The organism is Xanthomonas boreopolis (assembly GCF_046529185.1).
GTDB classification, from domain to species: domain Bacteria; phylum Pseudomonadota; class Gammaproteobacteria; order Xanthomonadales; family Xanthomonadaceae; genus Pseudomonas_S; species Pseudomonas_S boreopolis.
Genome location: NZ_CP097162.1, coordinates 561,606 through 578,113, shown reverse-complemented (window position 1 = coordinate 578,113; position 16,508 = coordinate 561,606). Strand labels below are relative to the sequence as shown.

Below are 16,508 nucleotides of genomic sequence, written 5' to 3'. Positions count from 1 at the left end.
TGCGCGGCAGCGCCACGCTTCAGGCGCCGGGGAACTCGGCCTCGTTCATGTAGGCGATTTCCCAGGTGTGCCCGTCCAGGTCCTCGAAGCTGCGCTGGTACATGAAGCCGTAGTCCTGCGGCTCGCCCGGCTCCTTGCCGCCGGCGGCCAGCGCCTTGTCCAGGAGCGCATCGACCGCGGCGCGGTCGGGCGCGGACAGCGCGACCAGGGTCTGCAGTTCCTTGTGCGCGTCGGCGACGGCTTTCTTGGTGAAACCCTGGAAGAACGGGCGGACCAGCAGCATCACGTGGATGATGTCGCTGACCACCACGCAGGCCGCGTTCTCGTTGGTGAACGTCGGGTTGATGCTGTAGCCGAGCGACGTGTAGAAGGCTTTCGACTTTTCCAGGTCGGCGACCGGCAGGTTGACGAAGATCTGGGTGGGCATGGTGAGGCTCCTGGGCGTGTGGGTCCGGCCGGCCGCGAACGGCCGGTTGGCTGGGGATTCGGGGTGTACGGGGCTCAGCCGCGGACGGCCGCTTCGATCGTGGCGACGTCGATCTTCCGCATCTGCATCATCGCGTCGAACGCGCGCTTGGCGGCGGCGCGGTCCGGGCCGGTGAAGGCGTCGAGCAGGGCGACCGGGGTGATCTGCCACGACACGCCCCACTTGTCCTTGCACCATCCGCAATGGCTTTCCTGGCCGCCGTTGCCGACGATCGCGTTCCAGTAGCGGTCCGTCTCGGCCTGGTCGGCGGTGGCGACCTGGAACGAGAACGCCTCGCTCTGCGCGAACGCGGGGCCGCCGTTGAGGCCCACGCACGGGATGCCCATCACCGTGAACTCGACGGTCAGCACCTTGCCCTCCTTGCCCGACGGATGGTCCGCCGGCGCGTGGTGGATCGCGCCCACCGACGAGTCGGGGAAGGTCTCGGCATAGAAGCGCGCCGCGCCTTCCGCATCGTCGTCGTACCACAGGCAAATGGTGTTCTTCGCTGGCTTGCTCATGTGTTTGCTCCTTGTTGGGTCCTGGCGACGGGGTGGGCCTCAGGCGGCCTTCAACGGCCCGGCGACCTTGTAGGTGGTGATGGCGAGCCCGGAGGGCGTGGTTGTCGTATCGATCCGCTCGAACGCCCGTGGCGGCGTGCCCTCGGCGAAGAGGCGCTTGCCCGTGCCCAGCAGCACCGGGTAGACCGCCAGCACCACGTCGTCCACGAGCCCGTGCTCGAGCAGCGTCGAGGTCAGCGTGGAGCTGCCCCAGAGCACCAGATCCGGCCCGTCCTGCGACTTGATCCGGCGCACGCCGGCGACGACGTCCGGCCCGAGGGCTTCGAACGGGCCCCACTGCAGGCTTTCCGGGCGGTGGGTGGCCACGTACTTCCTGGCCGCATTGAGCCCGTCCGACAGCGGGCTGCTTGGCGCCTTGGGCCAGTAGCCCGACCAGATGTCGTAGGTGCGCCGGCCGAGCAGCAGGTCGAAGCGCGGGCCCTGCACGGCGGTGAGCGCGTCGCGTCCTTCGGGGGTGCGGTACGGCAGGGTCCAGTCGGCGTAGGGGAAACCGTCTTCGTCGGCGGAGTGCTGGATCACGCCGTCCAGCGAGATGTGTTCGAAGATCCTGAGCTTTCGCATGTCGCCTCTCCTTGTCGTGTGGGCGCGTCAGGCGGTGGGCTTCATGCAGTTCACCATCCACGGCTTGCCGTAGCGGTCGACCAGCATGCCCCAGCGCTGCGCCCAGAAGGTCTCGCCGATCGGCGCCACGACCTTCCCGCCCGCGGACAGCTCGGCGAAGATGCGCTCGGCCTCCTCGATGCTGGCCACGTCGATGTTGACCGTGGTGTTGTCGACCCCGGCCACCGCCTCCCCGCCGCATATGCCGGCGGCGTTGTCGGCGCCCATCAGCTCCGCGCCCTCGGCCAGCAGGTGGATGTTGGCGACCTGCGATTTCATCTCCTCGGGCATCGGCGGCGCGCCTTCCATCGGCGGCATGTCGCCGTAGCCCACCACCGACAGGATCTCGCCGCGCAGCACCCGGGCGTAGAAGTCGAAGGCCTCGCGGCACTGGCTGTCGGCGAACATCAGGTAAGGAATCAGCTTCATCGTGGTATCTCCGGCAGTCGTGGTCAGTGGGCGGCGTTGGCGCGGGCGGCGGCTTCGGCGAACACGCGTTGTTCCTGCTCGCGCAGTTCCGGGGTGAAGGCCTCGCCGAAATCCTCGGCCTCGAACACCGGGCGGATCTCGACCTCGGCGCCGCCGTCGAACGGGGCGCGCTTCAGCCACTCCACCGCCTCCTCCAGCGAGCGCACCTGCCACAGCCAGAACCCGGCGACCAGTTCCTTGGTCTGGGCGAACGGGCCGTCGATCACGCTGCGCTGCTTGCCGTCGAAGCGCACCCGCGCCCCGCGGCGGCTCGGGTGCAGCCCCTCCCCGGCCAGCAGGATGCCGGCCTTGGACAGGGCCTCGTTGTAGTTGCCCATCTCCGCCAGCAACTGTTGCGAAGGCATGACGCCGGCTTCGCTATCGGCATCGGCCTTGACGATGACCATCACTTTCATGTCGTTCTCCTCGGTTAGGGCCGGGATTGCCGGCTTTCACTAGGTACGACGGTTGAGGATGGCGGAGATCGACAGGTGGCCGGAAATTTTTTTCTGGCCGGGCTTGTTGCGGCGCGCCATGGCGAGACGGCAAGGAGGAATCGTAAGCTTCCCCGTCAAGCAGGCATTTCAAAAGCAGAACTTCCGGCGACGCGTTGGCGGTACTCGGCCGGGGTCAGATCGCCGAGCGAATCGTGGGGACGCTCCTCGTTGTACTCGAGCATCCACCAGTACGCGGCCTCGCGCACGTCGTCGAGGCGGGTGAACAGGTGCTGGTCCAGGACCTCCTCGCGGAAGGTCCGATTGAAGCGTTCGATGTAGGCGTTCTGGTTGGGCTTGCCGGGCTGGATGTACCGGATGGCCATGCCGTTGAGCTTGGCCCACTGCACGAAGGCCTCGCCCAGGAACTCCGGGCCGTTGTCGGTACGCAGGACCTGCGGCAGGCCGTGGTCGCGCTTGAGCTGCTCGAAGATGCGGACCAGGCGCGTGGACGAGATCGAGGTGTCGACCTCGATGTGCAGCGCCTCGCGGTTGAAGTCGTCGACCACGTTGAAGGTCCGGAAGCGGCGGCCACACGCCAGCGCGTCGGCCATGAAATCCGCTGACCAGACGGCATCGGGCAGCAGGGGAACGTAGAGCGGTACGCGTTCGCGCTTGGGCAGCCGCTGCTTGGCCTTGCGGCGCAGATTGAGCTTCATCGCCTTGTACACTCGGTAGATTCGCTTGTGGTTCCAGTCCGGACGCGCACGGCGCAGGACCTTGCAACACTTCCAGAAGCCGCGGCTCGGGCGATTCTCGACCACCTCGGCCAGGGCCGCGATGATCTCGGCATCCCGTACCGTCCAGTGCACCGGCGGCTGGTACCACGCTGCCCGCGACAACCCAACGCAATCACAGGACCGGCTCAGGGGCCGCGTGTGCACCTCGACCAGGTACCGCACGGCCTCGCGCTTCTGCTCCGGCCCTACAGTTTTTTTGCGATCAGATCCTTCATCGCGGCGTTGTCGAGCGCCAGCTCGGCGTACATCCGCTTGAGCCTGGCGTTCTCCGCTTCCAGGTCCTTGACACGCCGCAGCTCGGAGGCCTCCAGGCCGCCGTACTTCGACTTCCACTTGTAGTAGGTCGGAACGCTGATGCCGGCCTGCCGGCAGATGTCCTTGACCGGCACGCCGGCGTCGGCCTGCTTGAGGATCGAGACGATCTGGGTCTCGGTGAAACGGGACTTCTTCATGGAACCTCCTGGCTGGGGAAAACATGCCAGAAAGTTCTACTTATGGGGTGTCTGCGGATCGGGGAAGCTTACGGAATGGCCCCGTCCGCGACCCTTTGCCCGGCTGCGGATCGCCGGTCCAGTTGCGCCGCCGATCCCGGCCAGGGTGGACGATCAGCGTGGACTAACGGGGTCAGGTTGGCTTCCTACGACGTAACGCGCCGACTTCCGATCAGATGTGGCGGCGCTACTCGATGCCGGCAATGGCGCTCTTCCGTCACGCTTGTCGGCATGGCTCGACTCCCGCGCATCGATCTTCCCGGCATCTCGCAGCACATCATTCATCGGGGCAAGGAGTAACGGGGTCAGGTTGACTTCTTGAAGCCCTGACCGACATCTAGTTCCAACAGCAACGCGCCCTCGGCCATGACGTCTTCCGCGCGATGGTTGAAGCCAAAACCCATCGCTTCGCTGGCGTCAGGCCCAGCGCATCGACCTCGTAAACCCACCACTCCTGCTTCGTAAGTGAACCTGACCCCGTTAGCCCACACCGCACCATGATAGGAAGTGGGCCTGATCTCTTTTCCACAGGGACGTGAACCTGGCCCGGTTTCCCATCCCTCACATCCACCACTACACCGCATTCTATTGTGGAAGCGACTACTGATGGTTTGCTGAGCGCTGCACGTGCTGTTCGTAGACCTGGCGCAGACGCTCAAAGTCAAACAGCGGATTGCCATAAAGGAAGCTAGGTGAACATACATCGCCCTTCCGATCTGGTCTGGAATGCTCGTGATCTGGTGCAAAAGGGAGATCGGGGTGATGCGGCGCCGAATCGGCGCGGTACACCGCCTTTTTACTATCCTGGTGCTTAAGCACGTACGCATAGTCGCCCAGCGAGCGGAACCGCAGCACCCAGCGCCAACCATCCTGCATCTCGATCCGAAGGTTCCAGCCGTTGTCTCTTTTGCTCGCCTCACCCGCCGTCCCACCGAGCGCCTGCGCGACCAACGTGTGGATCTGCGGGATCAACGTGTCAGGGATGTGTTCGCCTCGGTACACCTGCGGCGGGAGATTAAGCGAGAGTGAGAAGACGGATGCCAGATAGGTGAGCAGATTGGGTTCGGCCTGCGCCGCACGCATGTGAGCGGCGCAAAGCGGCACATGGACCAACGTCGCTTCGTGGGTGCCGTTGCCGAGTGTGGTGCGGGCATTGGCCACCGCCGGGCTCGCACAAGCGATACATCCACCCAATCCTGAGAGCACCACCGACCGTGCGACGGTGGTGGCATCGAGTCGCCCCTCAGACAGAGCTGTGGCCTCGACATTGGTCTTTTCCGCCCATTCATGCCAAGCATCGAACACGTGGCGCGTGGCCTCGGTGTCGAGCCCGGCGTAGAACTCACTATGCCCAGGCAGGCGTACCCACCGATGCACGTCCTCGACAAAGGGTTCCCGGCCACGGTATCGATATGTGCGTACACACCCGCAGTGATCCGTCTGTAGATAGACGAGGATCTGCTCTGGTGGATCCATGATGGAGAAGCGCTGGGCGGCAGCCGCGACCAGCTTGCCCCACGAGATAGGGTCGTAGGTGACGCATTCGATAAGGAACGGATGACGCTTCTCGATATCATCGAAGTTCTTGAACGACAGACAGGCAACGAAGAGATCCAACGTCGCACCATCGGCGACGTCGTCGCCGATTTCCTCGACAAACGCGTCGATGTTGATCAGTTGCCAGTTATTGTGTCCCAACACCACGATTCCCGTTCTTTGGAGGAATGGACCAGTTGACTTACTACCAGAAGTGAACTTACCCCTTTTATTCAAGCATCCCCTACCCCCATTGCGATGTCCGCAGGACATCAATCAACTCCCGCTCGAAGATCCTAAACGATTCGTGCATGCGCAGAGGCGAAAATTCACTTATTCCAGATGCGACTAAGGACTTCCTTCTCCCGATCTCCGCTCTAAAATGAGCAAGTTTCCTCCCCGCTAACTCAGAGGCCGCCACCAACTTTTCCTCCAGCAAGGCCTTAGGATCCGCCCTTCTCTGGGAGACTAACGGGACAGGTTGACTTCCTACGACGTAACGCGTCGACTTCCGATCAGATGTGGCGGTGCTACTCGATGCCGGGAATGGCGCTCTTCCGTCACGCTTGTCGGCATGGCTCGACTCCCGCGCATCGATCTTCCCGGCATCTCGCAGCACATCATTCATCGGGGCAATAACCGGCTGCCCTGCTTTCTTGATGATGGCGACCGCGTTCGCTACTTGCACCTGCTGCATGACGCCATGCTTGCCACCGGGTGCCAACTGCATGCCTACGTGCTGATGAACAATCACGTACATCTACTCGCCACGCCACCAGAGGCCGGAAGAGTCGAGAAGATGATGCAGCGTGCGCACTCGGCGTTGACGCCCCATCCATCCCGGCTTGCCCTTGGCAACGACCCAGTCGAACGATCCAGCGCATATCGCGCCTTGCTCGATGAAGCCCTCCCCGGCGAATTGCTGGCTGACATCCGCATCCACCTCCAACAGCAGCGCGCCCTTGGTCATGACGCCTTCCGCGCGATGGTCGAAGCCAAGACCCATCGCTACAGGTCGGTCGGCGGGCAATGCAGCTGCACCAGGTCGAGCGTGTCGGCCTCCAGGTTACGCAGGCTGCGGTCGATGGAGCCTTCCAGAGCCGATTTCTCTACGGAACGGCCGGTGCGACCGAAGATTCTGGTTCGCATGGGGGCAATGTACTCGTGCGGCCGGCGTCCGCGCCGGGCATGCGGCCGAACGTCCCCCGCCAACCGCCTGATAGCACAAACCGCAACGCTACCGAATGCGCGCACCCGCATCTTCGTTCCGCTATCCGATCCTTGTAACATCCTGCCCTGGGGAGACCGTCATACGCAGACAAGGAGTTTTGCGATGAATGCGATCCACTCCAAGAGCGCGCTGCTGTACGGGCAGATCAGGCGCGCCCTGCAGTCGGGGCGTTACCTGCCCGGGCAGCGGATCGATCCGGCCATGCTCGCGGCCGAGTTCAAGACCAGCCCCACGCCCGTGCGGTTCGCCCTTTACCGCCTGGTCGGCGAGGGCCAGGTCGCCGATCATGGCCGCAGCGGGCTGCACGTCCCGCTGCCCACCGAGATCGCCCTGCGCGACCTGTACGACTGGATGCAGCGCCTGATGCTGATGGCCTGCGATCTCGGCTTCGCCGCGGCGGGGTGGGCCACCGGCAAGGCGGAGCCCGCATCCGCCGCCGACGACTTGGTGAAGCACACCTGGCAACTGTTCGACGCGATCGCCCGCGCCACCGGCCACCGGTCCCTGCACCATGCCGTGAGGCAGGCCAACGACCGGCTGGCACCGATCCGCCGGGCCAAGCGGGGATTGATCGATCACGCCTGCGAGGAATTGTCGGAGCTGCAGCGGCACTGGCAGGAAAGGAACATCCCGGCCCTGCGAGTCGCGCTGCGCGACTACCACGAACGGCGCAAGGAACGGGTGCCCTGCATCGTGGCCAGGCTGAACGAGAGCCGCGACCGGCTCCACTGACGGCGGCCCGTCCTGTCGAATCCACGAAGACGAGTCAGAATTCTCCTGCCCCACGAAGAGAAAAAATCCGACAGCGCGGCGCGCCCTGCCGGGCTGCCATTCCCGGCCGATGCCGTCCACAGCTCCTGATTCCCACGAGGAAGGCATGAGCCAACCGAGTCCGCTACTGGCGGCGATCGCAGCCGCCATCCTCTTGCCGGCATGATCGACCGATTCGCCTCCGCCCGCTCCTGCCGCGGCCGGTAGCCTGCCGAGCCACACGCGGTCCGCCGCGGCGACCGCCCCGGCGAATTCGTCTCCAACCTGATGCTGGGCGGCCTGCAGTTGGACGACGACCAATGCCTGCAGGCGCGGCCGCTATGTCTTCGGCGGCCCCGTCGTCACCCAGGACGAAATGAAGCAGCCGCCGACGCCATCGCCGCCTGGCCAGTAGCGCAAACCTGCCTCCGTTCCCGCATGACCGCGGTCACACCTGGAAATAATCATCGGATTGCAACGCAATAATCATTTGAAAATCAAAAATCCTGCCTCCTACGCTGCATCCGCCATGAGGTCCATGGCGCAAACGTAGGAGACAGCGATGAACGCGAACGAGAACACCCGTACCAACCCGCAGGAAGACGTCGTCGTGCTCGGCACGGCCAGCGTGGAAACCAAGGGCGCCGGCGAGCCTGGCAACGAGATCCTCGGGTTCGTGACCGGGGTCGGAATTGCCGAATGACCGGCAGCGAGGCGCACCGCAAGGTGCGCCTCGACTTTCCGTCCGGAGACAACGCATATGCGCCCTTACCGCTTGCGCGACGGCCTGTCGTATTGCCTCATCGATGGCCATCCGCTGTTCCTCGATACCGCGGCCGACAGGTACTTCCGGCTTTCGGGCGATACGGAACGCGCCTTCATCTCATACATCGAACGCCCCACTCCTGATGCCGCCAAGCGCCTGGTGGATCGCAACATCCTGGCGGAGGGCCCGCCGGATCCAATCTCGACCGGCACCGTGGTCCCGTCTGCCGAAGCCAGCGCACTGGAGCAGCCCTTCCCCTCCGCATCCTGCGGACCGCGCATGGCCGTCGAGGTGCTCGCCACGGTCTTCAGGACCAAGCACCGCCTGGGAACCCAGCGGCTGCAATCGATCCTGGACGGCTTGGCCGCATTCCGGCGCCACGCAGCCACGCGCACGACTACGACCGACGACGATGCCTTGGTGCGGCATGCCCAAGCATTTCTGCAGGTGCGCAGGCTGGTCCCCATCGAGACCTGCTGCCTCCCGGATTCGATCGCCATGGTGACCTTCCTCGCACGCAGGCACCTGCAAGCCCACATCGTCTTCGGTGTCACCCGCGACCCGTTCTCCGCTCACTGCTGGGCTCAATCCGGCGGTCTGGTCCTGAACGACACCTTGGGAAACACGCGGTCCTACGCCGTCATCCGGGTGGTCTGATGGCCCGCGCCTACCTCGTCATGGCGGACGCAGACCGCCCATCCGGCGGACCCGACCCGATGGAGCTAAACACTGTCCTGCAAGGCGCCGACATGCAGCTGCGCTCCACCTCCGCGACCTTCGCGGTATACACATCGGGCGAAACTCCCACGCTTCACCTGCCGGGTGGCGGTATCGTCGTCGGCGATCTCCACACCCGCAGCGGCACCGCCATTCGGCATGCGAGCCAGCTACCCGCCGCTTCTTCTGCTGCCGCGCTCCGCCGCCACATCCTGAAGAACTGCTGGGGCGACTACATCCTGATCCTTCCTGAGGCGAATGATCCCCGGTCCGTCGGCATCACCCGCAGCCCGTCGCCCGCCTGCGACCTGCAGTGCGTCTACTCGCTGGAAGAAGGCACGGGATTCCTGACGTCGCATATCACGCTTGCGGAGCGGCTCGGTCTCTGCCGGAGACGCGTCGATTTCGAGCAAGTCGCTCACCAGCTGGCGTACCCCGGCCTGAAAACCGCCCGCACGTGCCTGGCGGGCATCAGGGAACTGCTTCCCGGGTGCACGATCCACCTGCACGACGGCACCGCCCGCGCCAGCCTGGACTGGAACCCGTGGGAGTTCGTCGACGCGGGCAGCCGTCCCGCGTACCCGCACGAAGCGGCATCGTCCGTCCGCGATGCGATCGAGACCGTCGTCCATGCCTGGGCCGAGCAGGACGGATCCGTCCTGCTCGAACTGTCCGGAGGGCTGGATTCGTCGATCGTCGGCGCCTGCCTCCGGGAATCCCGCGCACGTGTGACCTGCCTGACGCTCACCACGCCCGTCCCAGGCGCGGACGAACGGGAGTATGCCGGCTTGGTCGCCGGCATGCTCGGCGTCGGACTGCAGGCGCAGGAGCTTCGCTACGGCGATGCGCCATACCGGTTCCCGCTCCCGCCGGATATCGTCACGCCGGTGATCGGGCCGCTTCAGTACGCGGTCGACCGCACCATGCAGGCTATCGCGGACCGCGAGAGCGTCGACAGCCACTTCACAGGCGGCGGAGGCGACACCGTCTTCGGCTATCTCATGAACGCCGCACCCGCCGCCGATGCCTTCCTGGGTGCGGGGTTGGTGGCCGGCATCCGGGCCGTCCGGGACATCTCGGCATTCCACCAGTGCACCTACTGGAAGGCCGCTCGCCTGACCTTGCGGAAACTCCGGACCCAGGGCGAGCCCTATGGCATCGACCGCAGCTTCTTGCCTCCGCGCGCGCGCGTTCCGGAGCCCGAACCTCATCCTTGGCTGTCTCCACCGGCAAGGTTCCTTCCCGGCGACCGGCAGCGCGTCCTCGAACTCAGCGCCACGCAGTTCTTCCGCGACAGTTGCCCCCGTGCGCTGGTGCGGCGGCTGAGGATGCCGTTGCTGTCACAGCCCGTCGTCGAGGCGTGCCTGAGGGTACCCAGCTGGATGTGGTTCCATGGCGGACAGAACCGCGCCGTCGCCAGGCTCGGCTTCGCGCACGTCCTTCCGGCCAGGATCCTCGCCAGGAAGAGCAAGGGCACCTTCACCGCCTATCTCGGCGCCTTGTACCGGCGGGAGTTGGCGGGGATGCTCGCGTTTCTCCTCCACGGCCAACTGGAAGCGCATGGCCTCCTGGATGGCGACAAGCTGCGCGCGCTCGCCAAGGGCGAGATGCCGCGGGGCGACAATGCGTTCATGCGGTTATTCCAGCTGTGCGCCCTCGAGAACTGGGTCGGCCAGCAGTCGCCGCCTGGCGGGCCGGTGCATCGCTAGTCCGCGCCAGGCGCGTGCTGCCGCATTTCCCGCCAGCGGGCGTACTGCCCGGCCTTGGCGGGATCGCCGTCCTCGGCACCGAGCAGCCAGAACCGGAACCAGTCCAGGTTGCGCTGGTATACCGCCAGCTTGTGCCGGGGCTGGTACTTCTGGTGCGGCTCGTGGGGAAAGGCGTAGACGTCGGCCCGTCGCATCCCGATCAACGGAATCGTGTAGTCGAAAGAGCCCCTGTATTCCTGCTCCGACATCTGCATCAGCACGGGCACCCGTACGCGCTCGACATCGAAGGCCGGCGACAGGGTCCGCCAGCGCTCCGGCGTTTCGTCCACCGCGCCGAGCTGCCAATGGCGGCGGAGCCTCGAGAAGTGCACCTGCTCCCACGGGCTCAACAACAGCCGCATCTGCGGAGAGACCACCGGAGTACCGATCGATATCGCGCGTGCCACACGCGAGTTCATCGCGGTCCACAGGGCGACTTCGGCCCCCATGCTCAGCCCGCCGATCCCGACGCGTGCCGGGTCGACCTCGCCGCGCGACGCCAGGTACGCCACCGCCCCCTCGATGGCGGCCCGTCCCTGCTCGTAGCGCTCGATCGCATCCTCCGCCGGCGGAGCGGCGTTGATGCACAGCGCGGCGATGCCGGCCCTGGCCAAGGTGGCAAGCGGCCACTCGTCGCCCATGCCACCGCGGACGAAGCCCGCGCACCGGTAGTACACGACGAACAACGGGGGAGGCACGGTGCCACCCGCCGCCGCAGGATAGAACTGGCCCGTGTACCTGCGGCCCTGCGCATCCGCCCACTCGACCGGACGCACGGTTGCGGACGTGGCCATGTCGTGGGCCAGTGCCGCATTCGGGTCGAACAGCACCCTGCGCTCTCCCGATTCCAGGCCGATGCGTTCCAGCCTGGGCGGGCGATCGGCCTCCGCGGCCACGCAGACCAACGCCTCGGAGGAAACAGCGCACGGCCCCGGGTCCCAACGCCCTCCCCCGCCCAGGTGACCACGCGAGGCGAGCACCGGCTGGACGTTGCCGCTGACGACGTTCCAGCGGAAGAGCGACTGGCCCAGGGCGTCGTCGGTCACCGCAAAGACGACCTCGTCGCTTCCAGGCCGCCACGCAATGGCCGTGATCTTCCCGCCAACGCACGGCGCCGCGGCACATACCACCGGCCGCCGAGCCCCCCGCCCCGGCAGCATCGCCAGCCTGATCTGTCCGACGGCGCCGTCCGGTCCATCCGCGCGCGCCAGGAACGCGATGCGCCCGCTACTGCCTTCTTCCGCCACCTGCAGGACACGGCCAAGGTCCTGCGGAACATCGGCAGGGGCCACCGCACCCGCTGGGACACGGCCGGCGGCAAGCTCGATCGTCTCGCCCGTCGCCAGGTCGACCGACTTCCAGCGCTCCGGCACCTGCGACAGCAACGGGAAGCGCACCAGTTCGTTGTCCACGAGGCGCTGCGTGGCCAGCCGCCCCTCGTGATGGCCGGACCGGAACAGGGGGTCCCCGAGGGGAACGGTCCGGTCGATATGCACGCCGCGGTCGTACTCCTCCAGTTCCGCCTCCACCACAGCCTCGCGTGTCGCGCCCACGCCGTAGAGCAGCGCAGCCCCGCCGTCGTCCAGCGAGAACCTGCGCACGTTCGCCGGATCGCGCGTGACGCGCCCGGTGCGCGACCCGTCCACGGCCGCCCGCCAGATGTCCACCCGCCCGTCCAGCACCGCGCGGTAGAAGATCCACTTTCCGTCCGGCGACCACAGCGCGGGCTCGTTCCGGCTCATTGCGCCGCCATCCCGCAGGGGCGCGCCCGCCTCCCCAAGACGCCGAGGCGGCGACGAGCCGTCGACCGGCTGCACATACCAGACGGTGTCGTAGGTGTTCCGGTCGACGGACGCCTGCTCCGTGCGGAACGCCACCAGGCGCCCGTCCGGCGAGACGGAAAGCCCGGTGAAGTCGACCACCTCCACCAGCTGGCGCAAGGTGGCCGAACGCGCGTCCGGCACGTGGACGAGCAAGGCCAGCGCGCCGGCCCACACGGCAGGCCAGGGGCTTGCGCGCATTGTCACCATTGCTTGGTCACCGCCAGGCTGAGGAATCGCCCGATCGCCGAGTAGTTGGTGGAGTCGTAGGGCGGTCGGTCGAGCGTGGTCGCCGCGTAGAGCGGCGGATGGCGGTCGAGGAGGTTCTGCGCCGAAAGCGCGATCTCCACCCCGGACAGGAAGCCCCGGCCCTCAGTGGCGTAGCGCACCGTGGCATCGAACGTGGTGAACGACGCCGTCTTCTCGCGGGCGACAGGATCCTCGACGCCGCTGGTGTAGTTGGAAAACAGCGACGCCGACCACCCGTTCACGTCCCACACCACGCCGAGCCGGCCGTTCACCCGCGCCGGATTGAAGATGGTGCCCGCCACGTCGTAGGCGGGCTGCGCGGCGGAGTTTTGCTGCGTGCTGTCCAGCCAGCTTGCCGCACCCCTTACCGTCATGCGCCCGGGACCGGCATCGAACCGGTACGACGCCGACAGGTCCACGCCCCTGATGCGCTGCCGCGCCGCGTTCACGTACTGCGCGTACAGGATGGCCGCCACGTTGCGGGGATCGAACCCGCCCACGTAGTCGTAGAAGGCGTCGGCCGAAGCGACGACCTCCTCCACGCGCTGCGCGGTCGGCGCGTAGTCGAAGAACTCCGCGTATCCGGGGATGAGCAAGGCGCGCCCATAATCCGTGATCGGCTGCACGACACGGTCCGTGTAGTCGATGTCGAACCACGTCACCTCGCCCTCCAGGCCGGGCAGCGACCTGGGGTGGAACGCCAGCGACACGGTCCGTGTAGAGGCCCGTTCCGCCTTGAGGTCCGGATTCCCGCCCGCACGGTGCAGTACCGTGGCGCCGGGGTCGTACCCTTGGCCGCCATAGAAGGCCACGGGGCGCACCGCCGCGGACCGGGGCAGATGCAGCTGAAGCAGGGTCGGTGCCTTGAACGACTTGCCCCAGGAATACCTGAACGTGACGTCACCATTGGGCCCGTAGACCAGGCCGAGCTTGGGCGTGGTGACGCGCCCGAAATCGTCGTCGTCCTCGCCGCGCACCGCGGCGGTCAGTTCCAGGCGGCGGTTGCCCGGACCCGGATCCATCAGCGGAAGACTCAACTCCGCATACGCGAACCGGCTCTGCTGGCTGCCGCGGAACGCCTGCTGCTGATTGGTTCCGAGCGGATCCCGGCGGACAAGCTCGTTCCTGCGTCCACCCACACCGGCGGCCAGGCGCGCAAGGCCGCCTGGCGTCTCGAACAGCGGCCCCTCGCCCCCCGCCTCATAGGAAGTGGCTTCGTTGCAGTAGCACTCCATCAGCAGCGCCGTGCGTGCCCCGGTGGCGACAGCCACCTGGTACTGGTCCTGGAGGTGCTCGTCCCTGCCCCAGCTCCCGCCCACGGACAGCGTCCATTCCCCCGGCAGCGAGAACTCCAGGCCGGGCGCCACGAAGGACGTCTTCGTCTCCGGGGTCAGCGTGTTGTAGACGGGCCGGAGACCGGTGTTCCATTGATAGATCTCCTGCTTGCGCCTGGCATGGAGCGCATCGATCCGGAACTCGACCGAATCGGCGACCGCATGGTGCAGGCTGAGCAGCGCGCTGCGGAAGTCGCTCCCCGGGTACAGCGTATTGGGGTCGAACATGTGGTCCGTATAGCTGCGTTGGCGCGCATAGACCGGATCGGTGGACACGTCCTTGTAGGCGGCGATCGCGCCGCCGCCCGGCCAGGTCGTGCCCGCCGTCAGGCTGTACTCCCGCGTCGCCAGCCCGCCCTCGGTCGCGCCGCCGTACCGCAGGCCCACGGCCACGCCCTGGTAGTCGCGCTTCAGGACGACGTTGCCCACGCCGCCCACCGCGTCCGAACCGTAGATGGCCGAGGCGCCGTCCGGGACGATCTCCACCCGGTCGACGGCCTCCACCGGTATGGCGCCGATGTCGACCGCATGCACCACCCCGCCATAAGCCAGGCGCCTGCCGTTGAGCAGCGTCAGGGTCGCGTCCGGGCCCAGGCCGCGCAGGTTCAGCGACGAGCCACCGGTGAAGTTCTGGTTGGCGAGTCCGCCCACGCCCAGCGTGGCGCCCACGGCCACGCCGGGGTTCTGTCCCCCGCCGAAGTTCTGCGGCAGGCTGCGGACGACCTCGCCCAGGTCGGCAAAGCCCTCCTCCCGGATGCGCTCGCTGCCGATCGTGACCACCGGCGATGGCGTCGTGCCGCCGCGGATGCGGGTGCCGGTGACCGTGATCGTGCCCAGCTCCGTCGGCGCCGGCTCTGCCGCCGACGTGGTCGTCGGCGGATGCGCAGGAACAGTGCGGTCTTCTGGCTTGGCGCTTTCCCTCGGCTCGGTGTCCGAGGCGGCCTCCTGGGCCGAGGCCAGGCCGGCTGTGCCGGTGGCCACAGCAACAAGAGCAATGGATACGGCGTTACGTAGAGTGCTTGTCTTCATGCGGTGTCCTTTGTTTTTCCCCTTGACTGGCGCTGCACCCGTCGCAGCTCGGCCGCACTCTGGATTCCCCTCGCTGGTGCCACCGGCCTCAGGTGCTCAGGTATCGCCTCATCCCTAGCCACTTCCGGCGCTAGCCCCAGCCGAAAGCACAGGAAAAAAGATCGATCACTACGTTAAACGTAGCCATCCGTACACTACGTTTAACGTAGTATCGGGGTCAAGTGCCCATCCGGAAGCTTCCGGACATCGGAGTTCCGGGTGTGCACACATGGCTGAAAAACGACAGGCTTCCGTTTACGGGCACCGCCTGCGCGAAGCGCGGGAGGCCCACGACATTTCGCAGCGCGACTTGGGCGTAGCAGTGGGGCTGGATGAGTTCGCAGCGAGCCCCCGCATCAACCGTTACGAGAACGGCGTCAACCAGCCAAAGCTGGGCATGCAGCAACTGCTGGCACGGGCTCTAGGGCTACCGCTGGCCTACTTCTATGCCGAAGACGACGAGCTTGCGCAGCTCATCGTCGACTTCGGCCGCAAAGACAAGCCGAGTCAGGCGCTCGCCAAGATCAAAAAGAAGAAGCGACAGCGGGGCCGAAAACTACGTTAAACGTAGTATCGCGGCTGAGCATTTCCCCGGAATCTTCCCCTGTAGAAGTTCGGGATACATGCAAGCGTGACTGACAAGAAGTCGCTGCCTGTCTACAGCCGGAGGCTGCGCGAGGCGCGGGAGGCTCATGGCATCTCTCAGCGGGCCCTGGGGATACAGGCCGGATTGGACGAGTTCGTTGCCAGCACGCGCGTGAACCGATACGAGACCGGCGTGCACCAGCCCGACCTGCAGACCCTGCAGCGGCTCGCCGAGGTCCTCAACCTGCCGGTAGCGTACTTCTACGCCGAAGATGACGAGCTTGCACAGTTGATTAAGGAGTTCAAGGGGCGCACCAAACACAGACGCTGACAGAAGAATTCGTTTTCTTCACTGAGAAGTTCATCAGTCGCCTGGTTGCCTTCGCGCGCATATTCTCTGAACAATCTTACCCTTTAAAGTCTCACGGCTTGTGCCTAATGGTGCTGGTGATGGCTGACCGCATATCGAAAGAAGCAAGGTCGCATAATATGCGCCGCATCAGGGGCAAAGATACGCGCCCGGAGCTTGTGGTACGCTCTGCGGTTCATCGTATGGGCTTCCGATTTCGGCTGCACCAAAAAGACCTTCCTGGGAACCCCGATGTAGTACTCCCAAAGCACAAGAAGGTGATCATGGTTCATGGGTGCTTCTGGCATGGTCATCGCTGCGAGGTAGCGCACCAGCCAAAGTCCAACACCGCGTACTGGACGCCAAAAATTGAGCGGAATCGAGCCCGCGACTTTGCGGTCAGATCGGAACTTGCACACCGAGGATGGAAAGTTCTTGAAGTCTGGGAGTGCGAAACTCGCGACCTTAGCACTCTCCGGGAGAAGCTAGGCGCGTTCCTTCTCGGGTAGCTACGC

Annotated in this window: 18 protein-coding genes and 1 pseudogene; 8 read left to right on the top strand and 11 right to left on the bottom strand. The window is 65.8% G+C overall.

The genetic code is table 11. The features are described from left to right. Nucleotides 1-19: 19 nt before the first annotated feature. The 7 genes from M3M27_RS02595 to M3M27_RS02565 form a co-directional block, all read right to left on the bottom strand. Nucleotides 20-427, bottom strand: a complete 408-nt coding sequence (locus M3M27_RS02595) for a VOC family protein (protein WP_434027053.1) — start codon at nucleotides 425-427, stop codon at nucleotides 20-22. Nucleotides 428-501: 74 nt separating this feature from the next. After that, the gene (locus M3M27_RS02590; RefSeq protein ID WP_140725730.1) at nucleotides 502-987 is read right to left on the bottom strand and encodes a VOC family protein; all 486 of its coding nucleotides are present in this window, start codon (nucleotides 985-987) and stop codon (nucleotides 502-504) included. A 39-nt stretch (nucleotides 988-1,026) separates the two neighbouring features. Continuing rightward, nucleotides 1,027-1,608, bottom strand: a complete 582-nt coding sequence (locus M3M27_RS02585; protein WP_434027052.1) for a dihydrofolate reductase family protein — start codon at nucleotides 1,606-1,608, stop codon at nucleotides 1,027-1,029. A gap of 27 nt (nucleotides 1,609-1,635) precedes the next feature. Then, complete coding sequence (locus M3M27_RS02580; protein ID WP_434027051.1) at nucleotides 1,636-2,076, bottom strand: VOC family protein; 441 nt, start codon at nucleotides 2,074-2,076, stop codon at nucleotides 1,636-1,638. Nucleotides 2,077-2,099: 23 nt separating this feature from the next. Then, nucleotides 2,100-2,531 carry a YciI family protein gene (locus M3M27_RS02575; protein ID WP_434027049.1) on the bottom strand — a complete coding sequence of 144 codons (432 nt, stop codon included), beginning with the start codon at nucleotides 2,529-2,531 and terminating at the stop codon, nucleotides 2,100-2,102. Between the two features lie 155 nt (nucleotides 2,532-2,686). Next, a protein-coding gene (locus tag M3M27_RS02570) for an IS3 family transposase (RefSeq protein WP_434025722.1) occupies nucleotides 2,687-3,801 on the bottom strand; the annotation gives its coding sequence in 2 pieces (ribosomal slippage) (nucleotides 2,687-3,549 and nucleotides 3,549-3,801; 1,116 coding nt in all). A 639-nt stretch (nucleotides 3,802-4,440) separates the two neighbouring features. Then, nucleotides 4,441-5,544 (bottom strand): toxin-antitoxin system TumE family protein, encoded by a 1,104-nt coding sequence (locus M3M27_RS02565; RefSeq protein WP_434027048.1) that lies wholly within the window; start codon nucleotides 5,542-5,544, stop codon nucleotides 4,441-4,443. 406 nt (nucleotides 5,545-5,950) lie between these two features. Here M3M27_RS02565 and M3M27_RS02560 point away from each other — a divergent pair. Next, nucleotides 5,951-6,133, top strand: a pseudogene (locus M3M27_RS02560) (transposase); the annotation flags it as partial. A gap of 3 nt (nucleotides 6,134-6,136) precedes the next feature. Here the strand turns inward: M3M27_RS02560 and M3M27_RS02555 are convergent. Both M3M27_RS02555 and M3M27_RS02550 read right to left on the bottom strand, forming a co-directional pair. Further along, nucleotides 6,137-6,346, bottom strand: coding sequence for a hypothetical protein (locus M3M27_RS02555; protein WP_434027941.1), 210 nt, complete (start codon nucleotides 6,344-6,346; stop codon nucleotides 6,137-6,139). Between the two features lie 38 nt (nucleotides 6,347-6,384). Continuing rightward, nucleotides 6,385-6,525 (bottom strand): aldo/keto reductase, encoded by a 141-nt coding sequence (locus tag M3M27_RS02550; RefSeq protein WP_434028066.1) that lies wholly within the window; start codon nucleotides 6,523-6,525, stop codon nucleotides 6,385-6,387. A gap of 184 nt (nucleotides 6,526-6,709) precedes the next feature. On the opposite strand from M3M27_RS02550, the gene M3M27_RS02545 reads away from it, so the two are divergent. From M3M27_RS02545 to M3M27_RS02530, 4 genes are all read left to right on the top strand, one after another. Continuing rightward, nucleotides 6,710-7,339 (top strand): GntR family transcriptional regulator, encoded by a 630-nt coding sequence (locus M3M27_RS02545; protein WP_434027940.1) that lies wholly within the window; start codon nucleotides 6,710-6,712, stop codon nucleotides 7,337-7,339. Between the two features lie 580 nt (nucleotides 7,340-7,919). Beyond that, the gene (locus M3M27_RS02540; protein WP_434027047.1) at nucleotides 7,920-8,060 is read left to right on the top strand and encodes a benenodin family lasso peptide; all 141 of its coding nucleotides are present in this window, start codon (nucleotides 7,920-7,922) and stop codon (nucleotides 8,058-8,060) included. 57 nt (nucleotides 8,061-8,117) lie between these two features. Next, entirely contained in the window at nucleotides 8,118-8,780 is a 663-nt protein-coding gene (locus M3M27_RS02535; RefSeq protein ID WP_434027046.1) for a lasso peptide biosynthesis B2 protein, read from the top strand. Continuing rightward, on the top strand, nucleotides 8,780-10,549 hold the full coding sequence (locus M3M27_RS02530) for an asparagine synthase-related protein (RefSeq protein ID WP_434027045.1): 1,770 nt from the start codon (nucleotides 8,780-8,782) through the stop codon (nucleotides 10,547-10,549). Before M3M27_RS02535 ends, M3M27_RS02530 begins: the two co-directional genes overlap by 1 nt. Here the strand turns inward: M3M27_RS02530 and M3M27_RS02525 are convergent. Continuing rightward, complete coding sequence (locus M3M27_RS02525; RefSeq protein WP_434027044.1) at nucleotides 10,546-12,609, bottom strand: Atxe2 family lasso peptide isopeptidase; 2,064 nt, start codon at nucleotides 12,607-12,609, stop codon at nucleotides 10,546-10,548. The two genes, M3M27_RS02530 and M3M27_RS02525, sit on opposite strands and share 4 nt — an antisense overlap. Nucleotides 12,610-12,611: 2 nt before the next feature. Continuing rightward, a complete protein-coding gene (locus M3M27_RS02520; protein ID WP_434027043.1) occupies nucleotides 12,612-15,020 on the bottom strand; it encodes a TonB-dependent receptor plug domain-containing protein in 2,409 nt (802 codons plus the stop codon). A 268-nt stretch (nucleotides 15,021-15,288) separates the two neighbouring features. On the opposite strand from M3M27_RS02520, the gene M3M27_RS02515 reads away from it, so the two are divergent. The 3 genes from M3M27_RS02515 (at nucleotide 15,289) to M3M27_RS02505 (ending at nucleotide 16,502) form a co-directional block, all read left to right on the top strand. Beyond that, nucleotides 15,289-15,624 (top strand): helix-turn-helix domain-containing protein, encoded by a 336-nt coding sequence (locus M3M27_RS02515; RefSeq protein ID WP_434027042.1) that lies wholly within the window; start codon nucleotides 15,289-15,291, stop codon nucleotides 15,622-15,624. 66 nt (nucleotides 15,625-15,690) lie between these two features. Beyond that, complete coding sequence (locus M3M27_RS02510) at nucleotides 15,691-15,975, top strand: helix-turn-helix domain-containing protein (RefSeq protein ID WP_434027041.1); 285 nt, start codon at nucleotides 15,691-15,693, stop codon at nucleotides 15,973-15,975. Nucleotides 15,976-16,082: 107 nt separating this feature from the next. Further along, complete coding sequence (locus tag M3M27_RS02505; RefSeq protein ID WP_434027040.1) at nucleotides 16,083-16,502, top strand: very short patch repair endonuclease; 420 nt, start codon at nucleotides 16,083-16,085, stop codon at nucleotides 16,500-16,502. Nucleotides 16,503-16,508: the final 6 nt, after the last annotated feature.

Bases quoted from the DNA above. Each gene is read 5' to 3' on its own strand.
- M3M27_RS02555 (WP_434027941.1), bottom strand. From the start codon at position 6,346: ATGACCAAGGGCGCGCTGCTGTTGGAGGTGGATGCGGATGTCAGCCAG.
- M3M27_RS02590 (WP_140725730.1), bottom strand. From the start codon at position 987: ATGAGCAAGCCAGCGAAGAACACCATTTGCCTGTGGTACGACGACGAT.
- M3M27_RS02530 (WP_434027045.1), top strand. From the start codon at position 8,780: ATGGCCCGCGCCTACCTCGTCATGGCGGACGCAGACCGCCCATCCGGC.
- M3M27_RS02515 (WP_434027042.1), top strand. From the start codon at position 15,289: ATGGCTGAAAAACGACAGGCTTCCGTTTACGGGCACCGCCTGCGCGAA.
- M3M27_RS02505 (WP_434027040.1), top strand. From the start codon at position 16,083: ATGGTGCTGGTGATGGCTGACCGCATATCGAAAGAAGCAAGGTCGCAT.
- M3M27_RS02580 (WP_434027051.1), bottom strand. From the start codon at position 2,076: ATGAAGCTGATTCCTTACCTGATGTTCGCCGACAGCCAGTGCCGCGAG.
- M3M27_RS02585 (WP_434027052.1), bottom strand. From the start codon at position 1,608: ATGCGAAAGCTCAGGATCTTCGAACACATCTCGCTGGACGGCGTGATC.
- M3M27_RS02525 (WP_434027044.1), bottom strand. From the start codon at position 12,609: ATGCGCGCAAGCCCCTGGCCTGCCGTGTGGGCCGGCGCGCTGGCCTTG.
- M3M27_RS02595 (WP_434027053.1), bottom strand. From the start codon at position 427: ATGCCCACCCAGATCTTCGTCAACCTGCCGGTCGCCGACCTGGAAAAG.
- M3M27_RS02535 (WP_434027046.1), top strand. From the start codon at position 8,118: ATGCGCCCTTACCGCTTGCGCGACGGCCTGTCGTATTGCCTCATCGAT.
- M3M27_RS02575 (WP_434027049.1), bottom strand. From the start codon at position 2,531: ATGAAAGTGATGGTCATCGTCAAGGCCGATGCCGATAGCGAAGCCGGC.
- M3M27_RS02545 (WP_434027940.1), top strand. From the start codon at position 6,710: ATGAATGCGATCCACTCCAAGAGCGCGCTGCTGTACGGGCAGATCAGG.
- M3M27_RS02550 (WP_434028066.1), bottom strand. From the start codon at position 6,525: ATGCGAACCAGAATCTTCGGTCGCACCGGCCGTTCCGTAGAGAAATCG.
- M3M27_RS02520 (WP_434027043.1), bottom strand. From the start codon at position 15,020: ATGAAGACAAGCACTCTACGTAACGCCGTATCCATTGCTCTTGTTGCT.
- M3M27_RS02540 (WP_434027047.1), top strand. From the start codon at position 7,920: ATGAACGCGAACGAGAACACCCGTACCAACCCGCAGGAAGACGTCGTC.